This window comes from Anoxybacillus suryakundensis (assembly GCF_001418025.1).
GTDB lineage: Bacteria > Bacillota > Bacilli > Bacillales > Anoxybacillaceae > Anoxybacillus > Anoxybacillus tengchongensis.
Map to the genome: position 1 here is coordinate 1 of NZ_LIOK01000002.1, position 17,427 is coordinate 17,427.

The window sequence follows — 17,427 nt, forward strand, 5'->3', positions numbered from 1 at the left end:
TGACGATAATCCAAACGCGGAAGCGTTTCGATGACAGGCAGTTCATCGACTTGGAGTTTCTGATACGATTGATTCACCGGTTCTTCGTCATCCCAGTCTGTGAGGGACTTTCCAAAAAGTACACCTAGTAAATAAATAATGATTTGATATTGGATCTTGATTATTTGGAGCATTTTGATTAATAATTGAGGTAACAAGCTTGTCACTCCTTTGTTTTGATTGGGTGTGGGGTTACCTCAATCGTACCAAAAACAGCAGGGGTGGCAAGCTTTTTTTGTCGAAAACCGCATAAAATCAATAAAAACTTAGGGTATGTCTTTAAAACTTTTGACAATACCCAAAAAAGAAAGGTGGACAACAAATGAAAGCGGTCGGCATCGTTGTCGAATACAATCCGTTTCATAACGGGCATTTATATCATGTGCAACAAACGCGAAAAAAAACGAACGCAGACTGCGTCATCGCCGTCATGAGTAGTTCATTTACACAACGTGGTGAACCGGCGATCGTGCCAAAATGGGAGCGTGCTCGCATGGCGCTTGCAGGAGGTGTCGATCTCGTCGTTGAACTTCCTTATTCATTTGCCGTTCAAACGGCGGACCGCTTTGCCTATGGCGCTGTTTCGATTCTCGATGCGCTTTTTTGTGAGCAATTATGTTTCGGAAGCGAACACGGAAACATAGAAACGTTTATGAAGACGGCACAGCGGCTTGTTGAAAAAAAAGAGCAACATGATGAAAAGGTAAAACAGTATATGCGAAAAGGGATAAGCTATGCGAAGGCGTACGCCCTTGCACTTTATGACATGAGTCACGATACGCTTGACGTTTCACAACCAAACAACATTTTAGGCTTACATTACGTTAAAGCGATCATCGAACAGCGAAGCCATATGATACCGGAGACGATTCAACGAACGGTTGCCCATTATCACGATACAGCACTTCCTATTCATGCGTCTATTGCTAGCGCAACGAGCATTCGTCGCGCTTTACAGTTCGACCATGACGATGTCGCACGCTACGTCCCGCATACCACATATGACACGCTCCAAACGTATCGCAAAACATATACGACGTGGCACGATTGGGAAACATATTTTCCGCTTTTAAAATATCGTTTATTGACGATGGAAATAGACGATATTCGCCAAATTGCAGAAGTGGAGGAAGGAATCGAACATCGTCTGAAAAAGGCGATTGTTCACGCTACATCGTTTCACGATTTTCTTTCGGTTGTCAAAACGAAACGATATACGTGGACACGGTTGCAGCGTATATGCACACACATACTAACAAACGTCACAAAAAAAGAAATGGCAAAAGCGCATGAAAACAAAGGGGCGACATACGTTCGCCTATTGGCGATGAACGAAACAGGGAGAGCGTATTTACAAGCGGTCAAAAAACAAATGACGTTGCCTCTTGTGACAAACGTCAAACAAATGCGACACGATGCTATATATCATATCGAAAAAAAAGCGACGCAAGCTTATGTGTCTATTTTGCCTGAGCCGCTTTGGACGGAAGCGTTGCAACGTGAGTACAAAACCCCTCCGCTACGATAATTTTTGTAAAAATTGAATGGCGTCATCTAACGTGTCGACAGGTACAATTTTCATCTTTGTACCAATATCTTTTGCTGTTTTGACTGCTTCTTTATAGTTCGAATGTTTCGCCCCCCGTTCGTTTGGAGCGAAAAAAATGTCCGCTCCTGCTTTATGGGCGGCGATCACCTTTTGCGAAATGCCGCCGATCGATCCGACTTCTCCGTCGATATTGATCGTTCCTGTACCGGCAATGCGATAGCCTTTTGTTAAATCTTGCGGAACGAGTTGATTGTATACTTCAAGTGTAAACATAAGTCCAGCAGAAGGTCCGCCAATTTGATCGGATTCAATGCGGACAGGTGGATCGGTGACGATATCGCGATCGGTCATGACGGAAAGACCGAGACCGACGCGATGTTTTTCTTTCGGAAACGGTGCAAGCGTCAGCGTTGCTGTTTTTTCTTTCCCCGACCGTTTATATGTGACGCGAACACGCTCTCCTTTTTTCTTTTGGCCAACGTATTGAATAAACTCGTCCGCTTCATTGATACGTTGTCCGTCCACCGCTACAATTTGATCACCACTTTTTAATACGTTCGCTGCCGGCATGCCGTCAACAACATACAACACATATACCCCTTTATTTCGATACGAAAACGATTTGTTTGCTTTTTTGTAGGCAACGGCAATGGCCGTCTCTTTTGAATTTTCCATCATTTTTAATTGACGGTGTGTATATTCTTCGTCGCTTTCCCCTTCTTGTCTTACTTCATCCATGCGATATAGTTCGTTATATTTACTTACATGTGCAAACGCAAACGAAAAAAGGTTTGCTTGCCCCATGCGAACGGTCGTTAACATAAATTGCCCTTTTTCCTTATAACCGTCTTTGACTTCCACAAGCGGACGCAACGGTTCAGCCGTTCCGGGCATCGTCACGTAATACGGCAAGTGAAAAAAAGTCGCAAAAGCGAGTAGTAGTGCAATCATAGCAGTCATTCCGATGTAACGTTTTTTCTTCATTGTTCAAACCCCTTCTCTGCAAGCAATTGACGAATGATAGGAAGCTGTTGGCGCGCTGCTTCCTCTCCCATTTGGATCATCTCTTTCGCATGAGTAAACGCATATGAACTGTAACGCTCAAGCGATGGCCGAATGACGACATCAGCTTGGGCGATGCGGTGAGAAGCAAGTTCCGCTTGAATAATGTCTAAACTTTGTAAAATGACGTCGAAAATAGATGTAACCGTATCATTCTTTTTCACAGAAGCGACATCGACCGCAATGACGACGTCAGCTCCCATCTCGCGTACAACGGTCGCTGGTACGCGATCGATCACCCCGCCATCAACGAGCAGGCGCCCGTTCCACCGTTCTGGCACAAAAATGCCGGGAATGGAAATGCTCGCGCGCACCGCATCCGCTATACTTCCTTGACGGAACACGACTTTCTCTCCTTTTTGTAAATCGGTCGCCACGATCGCCAGTGGAATGCGGGCATCTTCAATACGCTTTTGTTTCGTCATGACCGAGATGAAATGTTTAATTTGACGACCGGAAATGAGACCGATTTTTGGTACCGTCCAATCGATATAATCGTTGCGCCGAAACGCTGTCGCAAGCCGATATAATCGTTCCGTTGACATGCCTGATGCGTACAACGCTCCAACGAGTGCTCCCATGCTACTTCCGGCAATCATATGAATCGGAATGTTTTCTTCTTCTAGCACTTTGATAACCCCGGCATGCGCAAAACCGCGTGCACCGCCAGAGCCTAACGCCAATCCGATTTTCATTCCCGCTCCCCCTTCCTGTTCAATACTATGGTCTAAAATGTCCACATATACTCGTATATTAAAACGAGTACGATCGGCGAATGAGGAGGCCAACGAACGATGAAAGAAAAATGGAAAACATTGTTGTTATCATCGGTCATTATTTGTTTATGTATCGCATTGCTTCGCTATCCGCAACATTCATTTGAAGCAGCGGTACGAGGATTACATATGTGGTGGGATGTCGTTTTTCCTTCCCTTCTTCCTTTTTTTATTGTATCAGAAATTTTAATCGGTTTTGGTGTCGTTCATTTTCTCGGCGTATTGCTTGAGCCGTTCATGCGTCCGCTTTTTAAAGTCCCGGGCATCGGTGGGTTCGTTTGGGCGATGGGCATGGCTTCGGGATACCCTGCCGGTGCAAAGCTGACCGCTCGCTTAAGACAGCAACAGCAACTTTCCGCCATTGAAGCAGAACGGCTCGTTTCGTTTACCAATTCGTCTAATCCGCTTTTTATTTTCGGTGCCATTTCCGTCGGATTTTTTCATAATCCAAACATCGGTATCATTCTTGCTTTATCTCATTATCTCGGCAACATTTGCGTCGGTTTCATGATGCGCTTTCACGGAAAAGATGAAAACGACACGATTCCAAAACAAAAAAAGAGCCTTTTGCGTCAAGCGTTTCGCGCGATGCATGAAACGCGCTTAAAACATAGCCAAGCGATCGGAAAGCTGCTTGGAGATGCGGTTCGTTCCTCCATTCAAACCCTTTTCATGATCGGTGGATTTATCATTTTATTTTCCGTTTTAAATCAATTGCTTTACATTACAAACATAACGAAACGGTTAGCCGACATGATACAATACGCCTTAGCCCTTTTTCATTTACCGAGCGAATTAAGCGTTCCGTTCATCGCAGGGTTGTTTGAAATTACACTTGGCAGCCAAATGACGAGTGAAGTAACAAACGCAACGTTATTACAAAAAGTCATAATCACAAGCTTTATTCTCGCTTTTGGCGGCTTTTCGGTACAAGCACAAGTCGCAAGCATTTTAGCGGAAGCTCATATTCGCTTTCAGCCATTTTTTATCGCTCGTATTTTCCATGGATTTTTCGCTTCTTTTTTCGCATTCTTACTTTGGAAGCCGCTTTATGTTCAGCCGCTCGAATCGGCAGAAACGTTGCCCGTTTGGCTTCCAGAAGCGACGATCCGTTGGCCGATGTTATACATACATTGGATTGAACAATATGGCTTTTTTGTGACCGCTACCGTATGCCTTTTATATGTCGTTATCGCTTTCCGACGTGAAAAACCACCTGTTTAAAGGTGGTTTTCTTCATGAGCAAATTTTTTTCGAAGCGCTTCTTCCACAACTTTTGGCACAAGTTCTGAAATGTTGCCGTTATATTTCGCCACTTCTTTGACGATGCTCGAGCTTAAAAAGGCGTATTGATTGTTCGTCATCATAAAAAACGTTTCAATTTGCTCGTTTAATACGCGGTTCATTGATGTAATTTGCATTTCGTATTCAAAGTCGGAAACAGCGCGCAAGCCGCGCAAAATGGCGCTTGCGTGTTTGCTACGAGCGTAATCGACTAGCAAGCCTTGATAAGAGTCAACGATGACGTTATGTAAATCTTTTGTTACTTCTTCAAGTAGCTGTACTCGCTCTTCTGTTGAAAATAGCGGTTTTTTCGATGAATTGTTTAATACGACAACATATACTTTGTCAAACACTTTCGCCCCGCGGCGAATAATGTCTAAATGCCCGTATGTGACAGGATCAAAACTTCCCGGGCATACCGCAATGCTTGCCATCTTTATTCTCCTTCCTCGTCTACGTAAGCGTAAATCGATACAGCCGTAATGCCATACGTTTCATATTTCACTTTTGTTAAACGTCCGATATGAGTGGGAAGCTCGACTTCCGCATCGTGCTCCGCGACAAGAAAGCCATCCCGTTCTAAAAGCTGATGCGCATCGATGATTGCGATAAGCGCTTCCAAATGCTTATGTTTGTAAGGTGGGTCAAGAAAAATTAAACGAAATGTCAGCCCTCTTTTCATGATCGCTTTCAGCGCGCGCTCGGCATCGTTGCGATAAATTTCAGCTTGATCGGTTAATCGGCAGGCAGCCACGTTTTTTTTCATCGTTTGAACGGCCTTCGCATCATGATCGACGAAAATGACGCGCTCTAATCCGCGACTTAACGCTTCGATCCCAAGCCCACCGCTTCCACCAAATAAATCAAGGCCAAGCCCGCCAGAAAAATACGGACCAATCATATTAAACATCGCTTCTTTCACTTTATCTGTCGTTGGACGTGTCGTCATTCCAGGAACGGCCTGAAGCGGTTTTCCTTTGCACTTCCCTGATATGACTCTCATCATATTTCACCTCGCTTTTATGATCATATCATAACCGAATGGTTGTAAGGAAAAAAATGATGAACATGTATACAATTCAAAACAATGGTCATACTGATAGTAACAACATCGTTGATGATGTTGTTGCCAACCACGGAGAAGACTTACGTTCCCCATAAGTTCTTCCTCCGGTTTCTCCTCTCCCTTTTTTCCTTCTCTTTTTCGGCTTGGCTGAAAAAGAATGGAAGGGACCCTGCGGCATATGCCACAGGGCATTTTTTTTATCTTATTGACCAACTACGTATATTTCCTCGTTCGTTTCGCTAATGTAAACTGAAAACCATTTCGGGAATTGTGTCCGTTCAATGTATAACGTTCCATCCCATTCTTGAATGACCGCATTCGTGCTGTTTGTAAAAAAGCGCCAACGAGCACTACCTTTTTCAATAAATACTGCCTCGCCTGAACGTTGAACCGTATAGCCAAGCGTGCGCATAATCGGAACGAATGGGAATAGTTGTTGACCGTCCTTTAATAAAACGTGCGCATTTGGCAACTTTACGTCATTGACGACGAGCACTTTCCGTTCTGTAAATGTCATGTACGATTGTTCATCTTGGAAAAATGTCGTATTTGCTCCATACGCTGCTCCGAGCCATTCGTCCAACTTTTTCATCGTCAACGGTTGACCAACGTTTGCGTTGACGAGCGTCCAAAACGTTTGTTGTTCTTCTTTCGTTAATGTTTGTTGTAATTGTTGAAAAACAAGTTTTGCTTTTTTTGTCAGCGGCTCGGTTTTCGTCATGTATGAAACGAGCAAATCCCATATCCAATCAGCAACAACGCTATTTGGAAACCGTTGCTGCAACTGCACACGAACGTAATTGCGCTGCACGTTTGCCAAAGAAGATGTATTCGGTATAATGACAAACGTCGGCGTCATATATTGCAGACGCGACGAAGTAACAATTAACGTTTGTACATCGCTTTCCTTCCAAAACGATAACGCTGGTTGATGAAGTGGCTTTGTCGCATATACGACCAAATCATCGTGAAACGTTGGACGAAGTAGCTCAGATTGAAAATAAAGCGGAACGGTTTGTCCGCCTTTTTTCTCCCACATGAAAAATGAAAAAGATGGTTTATATACATAGCCAACGAGCTTTCCGTCTGCTGCCCATACCCCTTTCGGATGAACGACATCAGTCAGCGATATGTTTGTTCGTTGCGGTTGTGTTGTATGAAAACGAACGAGCCATGCTTGAATGAAAAGCGGCTCTTTTTGCTCAATCGACACACGATACGTCATGGAAAGCTTTCCGGTCTTCGGCGCGCCGACGACCATTTTCCCGTTTTTTCGTTTCACGCATGTTTTTTCGTTGGAACACGAAACGTCTTTTACTTCTTTTGGCACTGTCACTTCATATGTGTCAGCAACAGCCCCACGTATATGGTGAACGACTTCAATCGTTTTTCCCGTAAACGTCGCTTCAATATCATGTTGCAACACCGATTGTTTCGTCGCTTCCGTATGATATTCGTCCCATTGATAATATAAAGCTCCTGCGCTAACGCCAACGAAAAGGAGCGTTGAAATAAAAGCTACTTTCCACATACGAAGGCTCCTCATTCAGCAGTTTATATTATAACAATAGCAAAATTTCAACGCGTTGTCATACACCGTTTTCACTAATTGTCGAAAAAAGTTGAACGTGTTAAAGTAAATGAGGAGAGAAAACATAAAGTGAGGGAATGGTGATGATTCAACGTTTTATTGAATTAGGGGAAGGGTATTCTGACATTTATGAGCTCATCGAAATTGCGAAATCAAACCGTCATCGTTTGTCTGGTTTGTTTGCTTTTCATACGATGAAAGACGGCAAAGCGGTCACGTCGTTCGTCGTTGTGCTTCATCCGACGGATCCCGGCGATTTTCAACCGCTATACATTTGCCGGGAAGGCATTCCACATCCGTCTGTGAAAGTGACAAAAAGATATGAGCTGTTTATCGAATTAGCAAAAGAATTAAACCGAGAAATTATTCATTTGGACGTAAAACCATCAAGCTTTTTTGCCGACTTACAACTATACTACCAACATTTAATTGGCATTATGCGTATGAATCGGTTTATTCCACCATTACAATAAAAAGAGGATGTCTAACTGCGACATCCTTTTTATATTCCATATTCGTATTCCTTTTCTTTATCGACTTTCGATTCAAATTCGACCTTCACGTATGGGCGATATGAAGGTTCGACGCGTTTGACGAACGGGAGCGAAGCAATTTTTTTCATCACATCTTCTACTTCGTCCATATTGCAATATAAAACGGCATATTTTAACCGTTTCGATACGTAATGAACGTTTCCATATTTCCTCAACTGCTTACTATGTTTTAACGAATACAACCAAACGATAATTCCTTGACGCATCGGAAACATAAAAAACCCCATCCCCCTTTTCTCACTTCGTCCGACAGCCGCACGCACCGCCAGATCCGCATCCTCCCCCGCAAGATAAAGAATCAAAATACGGATTTCCTGTCGGTACTTTAATGTGTTCAGATACGGCACGACCAATCATCGTGCTAATTTCATCTAACAGCGACTGCATTTCTTTTTCTGCTTGTTTAAACGCGGCAATCGGACCGTATAAATCCAGTTCGCGTTTCGCCTCGCGCACGAGTTTCGTCACTTCTTTGTAGTCTGGATGATATTTACCAAAACGTTGCACATCTTCGTATCGCTCTTTTAACTGAACGAACTGACGAATGAGTTGCTGCGCTTTCTCATCTTGTTGCATATGATAAAAACAGCGACGGTATGTCTCCGCCACGTCTGATTCGACAATCATTTTGCCGAGCTCTTCAGCAAAATCTAATAACTGCAATCGTTCGACCGTTGCTACAAGCACGAGCAACACCTCCACAACGTTATCATATCATGATTTCGTCCACAAAACAAATAAGTCTGGTTGCTCCAGACTTATGAGATCGTTACCGTAAATTCGTGTGAGACGTTGTATTTACTTGCATCGTTATGGACAAGCTCCAAGCGAATCGTATGTTTTCCAACAGGCAAGCCGCGAATGACAAAGGCAGCCGTTGTCGTTTCGCTCACTCTTTTGCCATTGACGTAAATATGAATACGTCCTTGCCCATCTTTTTTTGGATGCGTGCCTTTCATAAAAGTAAACTCGTCGATAATGCATTCGACAAAGACGTTATTTCCTTTCACATGATGTTTCACAAATAACGTTTGTTTCTGTTCAGCAAAAGCAACTAGGTGATGAGTAGACATAACCGTCGAAAACAACAGCGCAACACATAAAAAAAAGAAGCGCAACACTTTCACCATCCTTTCGTAGTGATAGTGTTTGCGTTTCTCGTCTAATTATGAGTGTCCTTCATTAGTTTCATCATCGCCATCATCATTTTTGCCATTTCGATCGTTTGAACGACCCGTTCCACTTTATGCGGTAGCGTCTGTTTATAATAGTGACGCATTTGTTTTTCCATTTCTTTTATATCCATCGGACGTCTTGATAGTCTTCGATACCATGTCGGTTGTTCACGTAAAAATTGATGGAGCTTTGGCTTTGCTATAATGTATTCGTATACGTCTTTTCTCATCACATATCCCCTTAATCTTTTCGAAACGAAAATGGATCTTTCTTCGTCTGCTGCATTTGGCGGACGACTTCTTGAATAGACGTAATCGCTTGTTGAACATTTGTAATGTACATTTGAAGCTCGTTGACGTCAAGATGTTTGACGTAACTTGCTAGCTTTTGCATAAGATCTCCTTGCTCTTGTTTCCCTCCGCTTGATCGATATTCATCCCACATGTCATCGTCTTCGCCAAACACGTACCAATCGTTATACAACTCTTTCCACGTTTTTTTCCCTTGGCGCACTTCTTCAATCAATTTCGGATGTTTTTTCACAAACTGTTTAAATGGTTCGATCGACATATCGGTCGCTCCTTCCTTGTTTGTTTGCCTATCATATATTACGACCGAACAGCCAATGCGTGCGCCTATTTTGGCTCGGAAAAAGGGCGAATAAAGTTTTGCGTATAATAACGTTTATATACACCAACACCTAAATGCGTCAATTCTCCATTTAACAACGTTTGCCGATGACTGCGGCTGTTGAGCCACGCTTCGACGACCGCTGGTCCATCGACATATTCCGAGGCAATATTTTCTCCTGCTAATTCAAAACGAACGTTGGCTTTTGTTAGTCGTTGCTTTAAATCGCCATTTGTCGGGGATTCGTGTGCAAAAAAGTGATTTTCGGCCATATCTTTACTATGTTCATACGCCACTTTCGCTACACGTTCGTCCCATTCGAGTGGAGAAACACCGTGACGTACGCGCATCACGTTTGTAATATCAAAAATTTGTTGGGCGTTTGCTTGCTCCACTTGTGTTTCGAGCGTTTCATCCATTTCTACACTCGGCAACGGACCACGATATTCGAGTTCATATGGACGAAGCTTCACTAACGTTTCCCCGTCCACCCAGCGAATGCTTGATAATTTGCCGGTAAAACGATCAATATACAATTGCACGTACGCATCGCCAAACGAAAGAAGCGGTTGAATGAGTAAATCTTCTTCGGTCAATTGAAAGCGATATACGCCGTCATCTAGTTGCACATGGATCTCATCGTGAAGCGGCATCGTTTGTAGCAGTTCGTTAATTGAGCGGTTAAACTGAAACGGGGAAACGTTCACTTCCGATCCACACGCATAAATTGTGACGACTCGTCCATCAAGAATACCGATTTGCATATACGTTTTCGGGTGATTATATACCCACCATACGTAGCCGTAAGCGGACGGATCAATACGGGCTGGCTGTCCAAATGTTTGTTTCACTTCTTCTTCCGTCTTTCCGATCCATGCCCCTAACCCTTCTGCAATCGTTTTCTCGCTCGTTTGTCCACTCATCATGGATGTATCGTTTAACGGAGCTTGTTCATCTGTTGGTAAAAAAGAAAAAACGAAAATGAAAATAACGATAAGTGCCACTATCCAACGCATGCACCATTCTCCCTTAGCTGTTGTATATACTTCCATTATATACAGCTTGCCTACATTACAACACTAAAAAATAAGGCTATGCGAAAACATAGCCTTTACTCGTTAATGATATTGCGAAATTTCCGTTAATGCTTCTCCTGCTTGTTCATCGCTTGCTTCATGAATTGCTAAATCACCGAGCGACATCATTCCAACTAACGTATCGCCTTCTACAACAGGCAAACGACGAATTTGATGCTTTGCCATTAAACGGGCAGCTTCAGCAACAGAAGCGTCCGGTGAAATGGTCACAAGCTGTTCGCTCATCACTTCTGTGACAGCTGTCGAACCTGGCTTTTTCTCGGCAATACCGCGTATGACTAAGTCGCGGTCTGTCACAATGCCAACGAGGCGATTTCCGTCTACAATGGGAATAGATCCAACGTTATAATCACGCATTTTTACCGCTGCTTCGTATATATGATCAAGCGGTGTACAACATTCAACGTCTGTCGTCATCATTTCTTTTACTGTTGTCATATTCATCTCTCCTTTCGCACATTAGTTTCACCAAAATCGGAACAATTATGAAGCTCGTCATTGAAAGTTATGCGCTTTCGTACTATTATTAATGGAGGAATGTTTTATTTTACATAAGGGGGACATGAACGATGCGCTTTGAAAATACAGGTATTGAAAATCAAACAGCGCCATTAACACGTTTAGACGAATTAATGGAAAGCCTCGGCTTTGTGCGTGCAGGTCAATGGGATTACGACCGTGTCACATATGACCGCAAATTTGAAATTAAAAATGACGTCTTTTATTTGCGTGTGCAAGGCTATGCCGTTGAAGGAGACGTTGGTGGTCGCCATGCGATCATTAAACTGATGAAACCGTTGCTAGGTAAACATTATTATCCACATGGTGTTGAATACGGTGAGGGCGAAAACTTCCCTTCGTCATTAGTGAACCAATGTGAAGCTCTTTTAGCAAAAGTGAAAGAAGGTCTTGCAAACATAAACGCATGAGCGCGCTCATGCGTTTTTTCCGTCAACGAGGCGACGGACATACAGATGAACAGCAAAAACCTCTCTTTCCGTCATCTCATATATGTCGTCAATGACTTGTTTTTGAATACGTTCACATAAAGCAAGCATGTTGTCATGCATCGTAAAAGAAACAGTCATATGAATCGTCAATCGTTTTTGTTTCTCGTGTAATCTCACTTCTTCTAATATGACATCATCAAACGGTTGTACACTCATCGCAACAATCGTTATAATGGGTTTATGCATATACATCCTCCATACGATTTATGAAATGAAAGCAGGTGTCGTTTCGTTGTTTGAGAAAATTTCAAAGCGGTCCGTATACATCATTCTTATTTTACTTGCGATCGTCTTATTGACGTATTGGGTCGCTCCGATTGCTGTTCCCATTTTATTTGCGTTTATTACTGCTATTTTTTTAGAGCCCGCTGTCAAAGTGGCACAACAGCGGATCGGGTTTAAACGGCAGTCCGCCACACTTCTTGTGTTTAGTTTATTTACGTTATTTATGTTTTTAAGCGGCTACTTTATTATTACAAAAATTGTGACAGAAGCATTTCATTTTTTTAAAAACTCACCTTTATACATTAATGAAATGATTGCGGGTTGGAATGAACTTGTCGCTCGTTGGTACAAGCAGACTGAAAAATTACCACCGTTTGTTGTAGCAGAATTAAGCCATCAAGTCGATTTGTTTTTAACAAAATTAAAGACGCAATTGACGGCTTCACTCAATTTGAATAAAGTCAGCGCGCTGATTGCCAACGTTCCAAAATTTTTAATTAATTTTCTCGTCTATTTAATTACTTTATTTTTATTTATGCACGACTTGCCGAAAATACGCGAAGCGATTTTTTCACATTTAACAGAAGAAACGAAAGAAAAAGTACATTTTATGATGTCGCGTCTATCATATGTCGTATTCGGTTTTTGGAAAGCGCAATTTCTCGTTAGCTTAATTATTTTTGCAGTATCGCTCGTTGGATTGTTGCTTATTACACCGAAAGTGGCATTATTTACTGCGTTTATCATTTGGGTGATCGACTTTATCCCAATCATCGGTTCAATTGTCATTATGGCTCCTTGGGCCATTTTCCACTTCATCACAGGGGACACCGTATTAGCCACAAAACTATCGATTCTCGGCGTCATTTTACTTATTTTACGCCGAACAATTGAGCCAAAAGTCATGGGCGCACATATCGGCTTATCGCCGCTTGCGACACTGATTTCCATGTATTTAGGTGTAAAAATGATGGGCGCACTCGGGCTCATTTTATTCCCGCTTTTACTGATTGCTATAAAATCAGCGAAAGAAGCAGGTATTATTAAATTCAACTTTAAATTGTAAAAAAGAGGGTGAATCGTCACCCTCTTTTAAAATCCTAAAATCGCTTTAATGACCGATGTCGTTTCACCACCGCGGTAAAACACGTATAACAACAAATAAACAGCAACGCCTGTTGTTGCAGTGAAAAACCATACAACGCTTGTAATTGGGCCAATTTTTTTATGGCGTACCCAATTTTTTTTCACCGCGGAAAGCAACGTCACAATACCAAAAACAGCACCCGCAGTCGCCAAAAAAATGTGGAAAAACAAAAAGATTGTATAATATATTTTTATATCGTCCGGACCACCGAAACTTGTATTGCCGATAAAAATCGTACGTGATAAATAAATGATGAAAAAGGCAAGCGCAAAAGCGGCAGCAAGCCACATCGTTTTTTCATGTTTCCTTACTTGCTTTTGGCGAATAAAATACCAGCCAACTGCTACAAGAATCGCGCTAATGACAATAAAGCTTGTACTAATCGTAGGTAAAATCGGTACCATAACTTCTCCCCTCTTTATTTTGTTGTTTGAACGGCGATTGTTTCCTCATCTCGTTCTTTCCGATACCATGCAATAAAAATGTAAAACAACATGACTCCATATACAATTTCTTGGATGATTTTCATTAATACACCACCGAGCTGTTGGTCGTGTAATAACGACATCGAACTAAACATTTCTGGTCCACTCAATTCAAGTGATGACAATGTGCTTTGTGGCACACAAAGCGCTAACGCATTCATCCATGCGGCAGGATCGTAATATGTGGCATATAGCGGCGTATCCGCAAAAATAATGAGCGCACATGCTGGTGTAAGCAAGACGCCGTCAGCAAAAATGTAGCCGATTTTTTTCAAGCCTGATAATGTGGAAAACCCTTTTACTTCGTTGACGAGCGGCCACCACATGATCATCGCTGAAATAAAAATGGCAATGGTCATGAATGCATGTAGCCACATATTTGTTTTTACAACATCGAAAATAAGAGGAACATGGTATAAAGAGAAAATCCCATTAAACAAAAATAACGCAATGATCGGTTTCGTTAAAAACGTAAACGTTGAACGAATGAATGAAATACGAAAGAGCGCTTCAAACATCCACGATGGAATGCCTTTAATGAGAAGCGGCGGTACCATTAAATAAAGGACAGCCATTTGCGTCATATGCGCACTAAACATTAAATGACCTAACAAATCAACCGGAGAACCTTTACAAATGTAAAGCAAAACAATCGCTGTAACAAACAACGTTTTTTGTTTTGGCGTCGTCGGCTGTTTTGAACGGTTTACGAGCCAAAAATAAGCGATCGTCACAGCGACTAAAAAAACGAAAAAGTACGGACTCCACATCGCTTCGAAACCAAATATACTTAACGGCATCATATTCACCTCACTTTTTTTCCGATTTTATTATACTACAAACGTAACAAACGTGAAAAGAAAAGAAGCTAGCACGTGCTAGCTCCTTAAACCCAAACGATCGTTAAAAACGCCCAAACGGTAACGAACGCTACAACGACACCACCGTATAAGAAAAGCGCTGGAAGTTCATGCCCCTTATGGCTCATATGCATAAAGTAATACAGTTGGAAAATGACTTGCACAACCGCTAATAACAAAATGAACGGTACAGCAAACCAAGCGGAAAATCCTTCATATCCAACCGCAAAAAAGGCGATCAGCGTTAAGAAAATCATTAACGTAAATGAAATGATTTGATGTTTCATTTCTTCCGCATTTTTTTTACGGCGATATTGCACATCTACTTTTGGGTTTTGTACATGTGTATGATTTGCCATACAATCACCCCACCATTCCCATTAAGTATACGACCGTGAAAATGAACACCCAAACGACGTCGATAAAGTGCCAATATAAGCTTGCGACGTAAAACTTCGGTGCATTATATAAGTTTAACCCACGTTTTGCGTTACGAACCATTAATGTAATAATCCAAAGTAAACCGAACGCGACGTGCCCACCGTGCGTACCAACTAACGTATAAAACGCTGAAGAAAACGCACTTGTTGAAAATTTAAATCCTTCATGTACGTACTCTGTAAACTCGTAAATTTCAAGCGCTAAGAAGCCTGCGCCAAGCAATACGGTAATGCCGAGCCAAAGCTGCATTTTTTTGAAGTCAAAATTGCGCATATGATGCATTGCATATACGCTCGTTAAGCTACTTGTTAGTAGTAACATCGTCGCTAAAAAGACGATTGGCATTTGGAACAATTCTTTTGCAGATGGACCGCCTGCTACAGAATCTTTCAGCGCTAAATATGTGGCGAAGAGAGAGGCGAATAATACCGTCTCTCCGCCGAGGAAAAACCAGAAACCTAAAAACTTATTTTTCCCTTCAAGGGTCGCTTTTTCAGGCTCTGCCGGAAACGTCTCTGCCGTTAATTTTTCTTCCACATGCATTATGCCCCAGCCCCCTTCTTCTCTGCTTCCATCACTTCTTCTTTATGAATGTGGAAGCCGTGGTCATCGATAATTGAACGGAAGAACATTGCACCAAGCGTAATAAGTAATCCGACGATGCCAACCGGTGTTCCCCACGCATGATCTTGATGGAACAAGAAACCGAATGCCGCTACAAATAAGCCGAGCGAAATGACAAACGGTAAAATCGATGGATTTGGCATATGAATGTCACCAAGCGGCTCTGCTGGTGTTAATGCTTTTTTGCCTTCCATTTTTTCAATCCAATATGCATCTAAGCCACGCACAAGTGGCGTTTGCGCAAAGTTGTATTCTGGCGCTGGTGAAGATACGGCCCATTCTAACGTGCGTCCATCTTCCCATGGATCGTTGCCAACGCGTTTTCCTTTTACGGTTGTAATAACAACGTTTGCTAATAGTACAATTGTACCTGCTGCCATGAAAAATGCACCAACAGTACTAATCATGTTTCCTGTTTCAAATCCTTGACCAGGCAAGAATGTGAATACGCGACGTGGCATACCCATTAAGCCAAGGAAATGTTGAATAAAGAACGTTAAATGGAATCCGATAAAGAATAACCAGAATGTCACTTTTCCTAATTTTTCATCTAACATTTTACCGAACATTTTTGGCCACCAATAGTGAGCCCCTGCGAGTAGTGCGAATACAACCCCACCGACGATCACGTAGTGGAAGTGAGCAACGACGAAATAGCTATCATGGTATTGATAGTCTGCCGCAGCTGTCGCGTTCATAACCCCTGTCACTCCACCGATAACGAACGATGGAATGAACGCGACCGCATACATCATTGGTGTTGTAAAGCGAATGCTTCCGCCCCACATCGTAAATAGCCAGTTGAAAATTTTAATTCCTGTTGGAACCGCAATCGCCATTGTTGCAACCGCGAAGATGGCGTTCGCAATTGGGCCTAAACCAACAGTAAACATATGGTGCGCCCACACCATGAATCCTAAAAATCCGATTAACACTGTCGCAAATACCATTGATGAATAACCGAATAAACGTTTGCGCGAGAACGTTGCGAAAATTTCTGAGAAAATACCGAACGCCGGCAATACGAGAATGTATACTTCTGGGTGACCGAAAATCCAGAATAAGTGCTCCCAAATAATCGTATTTCCACCGAGCGCTGGGTCAAAGAAGTTTCCACCGAACAAACGGTCCATCATCATGAAAATTAAACCGACCGTTAATGGTGGGAACGCGAATAAAATGAGCGCAGATGTAACAAACGTTGCCCATGTAAACATCGGCATGCGCATATACGTCATTCCTGGTGCACGCATATTAATGATCGTAACAAGGAAGTTAATCCCACCAATTAACGTTCCGAGACCAGAAATTTGTAACCCTAACACGTAAAAGTCAATGCCGTGCGTTGGTGATGCAAGTGATAACGATGCATACGATGTCCAACCTGCATCAGGTGCTCCACCTAAAAACCACGATAAGTTTAAAAATACACCACCGAAGAAAAATAACCAAAATCCAAGCGAGTTTAAAAATGGGAACGCTACGTCGCGCGCACCGATTTGAATCGGTACAACGGCGTTCATCATCGCAAACACGAGCGGCATCGCCGCAAGGAAAATCATCGTCGTTCCGTGCATCGTTAACACTTCATTGTAGAAACCTGCACTAATGAAGTCATTGTTTGGCACGGCGAGCTGAATGCGAATGATCATCGCTTCTAAACCACCAAGCAGGAAGAAAATTCCGCCGGCGATTAAGTACAAAATCGCAATCTTCTTATGGTCTACTGTTGTTAAGTAGTCCCAAATGACTGCGCCGACACCTTTTTTCCGAGCTAACGTACTCACAGTTTAACCTCCCTTTATCGATAA

Annotated in this window: 24 protein-coding genes; 5 read left to right on the forward strand and 19 right to left on the reverse strand. The window is 42.4% G+C overall.

The window, feature by feature from the left end; all coding sequences use genetic code 11:
• Positions 1-197: hypothetical protein (locus ASC42_RS14125; protein ID WP_055440188.1), on the reverse strand; the 197-nt coding region annotated here is incomplete at its 3' end.
• A gap of 164 nt (positions 198-361) precedes the next feature.
• On the opposite strand from ASC42_RS14125, the gene ASC42_RS01190 reads away from it, so the two are divergent.
• Entirely contained in the window at positions 362-1,567 is a 1,206-nt protein-coding gene (locus tag ASC42_RS01190; protein WP_055440189.1) for a nucleotidyltransferase, read from the forward strand.
• Here ASC42_RS01190 and ASC42_RS01195 read toward each other — a convergent pair.
• Complete coding sequence (locus ASC42_RS01195; RefSeq protein ID WP_055440190.1) at positions 1,559-2,572, reverse strand: SepM family pheromone-processing serine protease; 1,014 nt, start codon at positions 2,570-2,572, stop codon at positions 1,559-1,561. The two genes, ASC42_RS01190 and ASC42_RS01195, sit on opposite strands and share 9 nt — an antisense overlap.
• Positions 2,569-3,345: a patatin-like phospholipase family protein gene (locus ASC42_RS01200; RefSeq protein WP_055440191.1), complete on the reverse strand. Its 777-nt coding sequence runs from the start codon at positions 3,343-3,345 to the stop codon at positions 2,569-2,571. The genes ASC42_RS01195 and ASC42_RS01200 overlap by 4 nt, the downstream gene beginning before the upstream one ends.
• 99 nt (positions 3,346-3,444) lie before the next feature.
• On the opposite strand from ASC42_RS01200, the gene ylbJ reads away from it, so the two are divergent.
• Complete coding sequence (gene ylbJ / locus ASC42_RS01205; RefSeq protein WP_055440192.1) at positions 3,445-4,650, forward strand: sporulation integral membrane protein YlbJ; 1,206 nt, start codon at positions 3,445-3,447, stop codon at positions 4,648-4,650.
• Here ylbJ and coaD read toward each other — a convergent pair.
• The 3 genes from coaD to ASC42_RS01220 form a co-directional block, all read right to left on the reverse strand.
• Complete coding sequence (coaD, locus tag ASC42_RS01210; RefSeq protein WP_055440193.1) at positions 4,647-5,144, reverse strand: pantetheine-phosphate adenylyltransferase; 498 nt, start codon at positions 5,142-5,144, stop codon at positions 4,647-4,649. The two genes, ylbJ and coaD, sit on opposite strands and share 4 nt — an antisense overlap.
• 2 nt (positions 5,145-5,146) lie before the next feature.
• Positions 5,147-5,713 (reverse strand): 16S rRNA (guanine(966)-N(2))-methyltransferase RsmD, encoded by a 567-nt coding sequence (rsmD, locus tag ASC42_RS01215; RefSeq protein ID WP_055440194.1) that lies wholly within the window; start codon positions 5,711-5,713, stop codon positions 5,147-5,149.
• Positions 5,714-5,978: 265 nt separating this feature from the next.
• Complete coding sequence (locus ASC42_RS01220; RefSeq protein WP_055440195.1) at positions 5,979-7,307, reverse strand: hypothetical protein; 1,329 nt, start codon at positions 7,305-7,307, stop codon at positions 5,979-5,981.
• A gap of 143 nt (positions 7,308-7,450) precedes the next feature.
• On the opposite strand from ASC42_RS01220, the gene ASC42_RS01225 reads away from it, so the two are divergent.
• Entirely contained in the window at positions 7,451-7,840 is a 390-nt protein-coding gene (locus ASC42_RS01225; protein WP_032101595.1) for a DUF7147 family protein, read from the forward strand.
• A gap of 29 nt (positions 7,841-7,869) precedes the next feature.
• Here the strand turns inward: ASC42_RS01225 and ASC42_RS01230 are convergent, their stop codons facing one another.
• From ASC42_RS01230 to ASC42_RS01260, 7 genes are all read right to left on the reverse strand, one after another.
• Positions 7,870-8,136 (reverse strand): YlbG family protein, encoded by a 267-nt coding sequence (locus ASC42_RS01230; protein ID WP_055440389.1) that lies wholly within the window; start codon positions 8,134-8,136, stop codon positions 7,870-7,872.
• 22 nt (positions 8,137-8,158) lie between these two features.
• Positions 8,159-8,608 carry a YlbF/YmcA family competence regulator gene (locus ASC42_RS01235; RefSeq protein ID WP_055440196.1) on the reverse strand — a complete coding sequence of 150 codons (450 nt, stop codon included), beginning with the start codon at positions 8,606-8,608 and terminating at the stop codon, positions 8,159-8,161.
• 71 nt (positions 8,609-8,679) lie between these two features.
• Positions 8,680-9,051: a hypothetical protein gene (locus ASC42_RS01240; RefSeq protein ID WP_245191127.1), complete on the reverse strand. Its 372-nt coding sequence runs from the start codon at positions 9,049-9,051 to the stop codon at positions 8,680-8,682.
• Between the two features lie 32 nt (positions 9,052-9,083).
• Entirely contained in the window at positions 9,084-9,326 is a 243-nt protein-coding gene (locus ASC42_RS01245) for a YlbE-like family protein (RefSeq protein ID WP_055440197.1), read from the reverse strand.
• An 11-nt stretch (positions 9,327-9,337) separates the two neighbouring features.
• On the reverse strand, positions 9,338-9,667 hold the full coding sequence (locus ASC42_RS01250) for a YlbD family protein (RefSeq protein WP_055440198.1): 330 nt from the start codon (positions 9,665-9,667) through the stop codon (positions 9,338-9,340).
• Between the two features lie 65 nt (positions 9,668-9,732).
• Positions 9,733-10,743, reverse strand: a complete 1,011-nt coding sequence (locus ASC42_RS01255; RefSeq protein ID WP_055440199.1) for a CAP domain-containing protein — start codon at positions 10,741-10,743, stop codon at positions 9,733-9,735.
• Positions 10,744-10,845: 102 nt separating this feature from the next.
• Positions 10,846-11,262, reverse strand: coding sequence for a CBS domain-containing protein (locus tag ASC42_RS01260; RefSeq protein ID WP_055440200.1), 417 nt, complete (start codon positions 11,260-11,262; stop codon positions 10,846-10,848).
• Between the two features lie 131 nt (positions 11,263-11,393).
• Here ASC42_RS01260 and ASC42_RS01265 point away from each other — a divergent pair, with 131 nt between their 5' ends.
• Positions 11,394-11,753 (forward strand): YugN family protein, encoded by a 360-nt coding sequence (locus ASC42_RS01265; RefSeq protein ID WP_032101560.1) that lies wholly within the window; start codon positions 11,394-11,396, stop codon positions 11,751-11,753.
• 6 nt (positions 11,754-11,759) lie between these two features.
• On the opposite strand, the gene ASC42_RS01270 is transcribed toward ASC42_RS01265, so the two are convergent.
• The gene (locus ASC42_RS01270; protein WP_055440201.1) at positions 11,760-12,020 is read right to left on the reverse strand and encodes a hypothetical protein; all 261 of its coding nucleotides are present in this window, start codon (positions 12,018-12,020) and stop codon (positions 11,760-11,762) included.
• Between ASC42_RS01270 and ytvI the strand changes: the two genes are divergently transcribed.
• On the forward strand, positions 12,007-13,125 hold the full coding sequence (gene ytvI, locus ASC42_RS01275; protein ID WP_209424210.1) for a sporulation integral membrane protein YtvI: 1,119 nt from the start codon (positions 12,007-12,009) through the stop codon (positions 13,123-13,125). The genes ASC42_RS01270 and ytvI overlap by 14 nt on opposite strands.
• 26 nt (positions 13,126-13,151) lie before the next feature.
• On the opposite strand, the gene ASC42_RS01280 is transcribed toward ytvI, so the two are convergent.
• From ASC42_RS01280 to ctaD, 5 genes are all read right to left on the reverse strand, one after another.
• On the reverse strand, positions 13,152-13,610 hold the full coding sequence (locus tag ASC42_RS01280) for a DUF420 domain-containing protein (protein ID WP_055440202.1): 459 nt from the start codon (positions 13,608-13,610) through the stop codon (positions 13,152-13,154).
• 14 nt (positions 13,611-13,624) lie between these two features.
• Positions 13,625-14,494, reverse strand: a complete 870-nt coding sequence (gene ctaG, locus ASC42_RS01285) for a cytochrome c oxidase assembly factor CtaG (protein WP_055440203.1) — start codon at positions 14,492-14,494, stop codon at positions 13,625-13,627.
• Between the two features lie 83 nt (positions 14,495-14,577).
• The gene (ctaF, locus tag ASC42_RS01290; protein ID WP_055440204.1) at positions 14,578-14,910 is read right to left on the reverse strand and encodes a cytochrome c oxidase subunit IVB; all 333 of its coding nucleotides are present in this window, start codon (positions 14,908-14,910) and stop codon (positions 14,578-14,580) included.
• Between the two features lie 4 nt (positions 14,911-14,914).
• Positions 14,915-15,535 carry a cytochrome c oxidase subunit III gene (ctaE, locus tag ASC42_RS01295; RefSeq protein WP_055440205.1) on the reverse strand — a complete coding sequence of 207 codons (621 nt, stop codon included), beginning with the start codon at positions 15,533-15,535 and terminating at the stop codon, positions 14,915-14,917.
• On the reverse strand, positions 15,535-17,403 hold the full coding sequence (ctaD, locus tag ASC42_RS01300; protein WP_055440206.1) for a cytochrome c oxidase subunit I: 1,869 nt from the start codon (positions 17,401-17,403) through the stop codon (positions 15,535-15,537). Before ctaD ends, ctaE begins: the two co-directional genes overlap by 1 nt.
• Positions 17,404-17,427: the final 24 nt, after the last annotated feature.

Excerpts from the sequence above, each read along its gene's own strand:
- ASC42_RS01190 (WP_055440189.1), top strand. The coding sequence starts at position 362 with ATGAAAGCGGTCGGCATCGTTGTCGAATACAATCCGTTTCATAACGGG.
- ASC42_RS01195 (WP_055440190.1), bottom strand. The coding sequence starts at position 2,572 with ATGAAGAAAAAACGTTACATCGGAATGACTGCTATGATTGCACTACTA.
- ASC42_RS01200 (WP_055440191.1), bottom strand. The coding sequence starts at position 3,345 with ATGAAAATCGGATTGGCGTTAGGCTCTGGCGGTGCACGCGGTTTTGCG.
- ylbJ (WP_055440192.1), top strand. The coding sequence starts at position 3,445 with ATGAAAGAAAAATGGAAAACATTGTTGTTATCATCGGTCATTATTTGT.
- coaD (WP_055440193.1), bottom strand. The coding sequence starts at position 5,144 with ATGGCAAGCATTGCGGTATGCCCGGGAAGTTTTGATCCTGTCACATAC.
- rsmD (WP_055440194.1), bottom strand. The coding sequence starts at position 5,713 with ATGAGAGTCATATCAGGGAAGTGCAAAGGAAAACCGCTTCAGGCCGTT.
- ASC42_RS01220 (WP_055440195.1), bottom strand. The coding sequence starts at position 7,307 with ATGTGGAAAGTAGCTTTTATTTCAACGCTCCTTTTCGTTGGCGTTAGC.
- ASC42_RS01225 (WP_032101595.1), top strand. The coding sequence starts at position 7,451 with ATGATTCAACGTTTTATTGAATTAGGGGAAGGGTATTCTGACATTTAT.
- ASC42_RS01230 (WP_055440389.1), bottom strand. The coding sequence starts at position 8,136 with ATGTTTCCGATGCGTCAAGGAATTATCGTTTGGTTGTATTCGTTAAAA.
- ASC42_RS01240 (WP_245191127.1), bottom strand. The coding sequence starts at position 9,051 with ATGGTGAAAGTGTTGCGCTTCTTTTTTTTATGTGTTGCGCTGTTGTTT.
- ASC42_RS01245 (WP_055440197.1), bottom strand. The coding sequence starts at position 9,326 with ATGAGAAAAGACGTATACGAATACATTATAGCAAAGCCAAAGCTCCAT.
- ASC42_RS01250 (WP_055440198.1), bottom strand. The coding sequence starts at position 9,667 with ATGTCGATCGAACCATTTAAACAGTTTGTGAAAAAACATCCGAAATTG.
- ASC42_RS01255 (WP_055440199.1), bottom strand. The coding sequence starts at position 10,743 with ATGCGTTGGATAGTGGCACTTATCGTTATTTTCATTTTCGTTTTTTCT.
- ASC42_RS01260 (WP_055440200.1), bottom strand. The coding sequence starts at position 11,262 with ATGACAACAGTAAAAGAAATGATGACGACAGACGTTGAATGTTGTACA.
- ASC42_RS01265 (WP_032101560.1), top strand. The coding sequence starts at position 11,394 with ATGCGCTTTGAAAATACAGGTATTGAAAATCAAACAGCGCCATTAACA.
- ytvI (WP_209424210.1), top strand. The coding sequence starts at position 12,007 with ATGGGTTTATGCATATACATCCTCCATACGATTTATGAAATGAAAGCA.
- ASC42_RS01270 (WP_055440201.1), bottom strand. The coding sequence starts at position 12,020 with ATGCATAAACCCATTATAACGATTGTTGCGATGAGTGTACAACCGTTT.
- ASC42_RS01280 (WP_055440202.1), bottom strand. The coding sequence starts at position 13,610 with ATGGTACCGATTTTACCTACGATTAGTACAAGCTTTATTGTCATTAGC.
- ctaG (WP_055440203.1), bottom strand. The coding sequence starts at position 14,494 with ATGATGCCGTTAAGTATATTTGGTTTCGAAGCGATGTGGAGTCCGTAC.
- ctaF (WP_055440204.1), bottom strand. The coding sequence starts at position 14,910 with ATGGCAAATCATACACATGTACAAAACCCAAAAGTAGATGTGCAATAT.
- ctaE (WP_055440205.1), bottom strand. The coding sequence starts at position 15,535 with ATGCATGTGGAAGAAAAATTAACGGCAGAGACGTTTCCGGCAGAGCCT.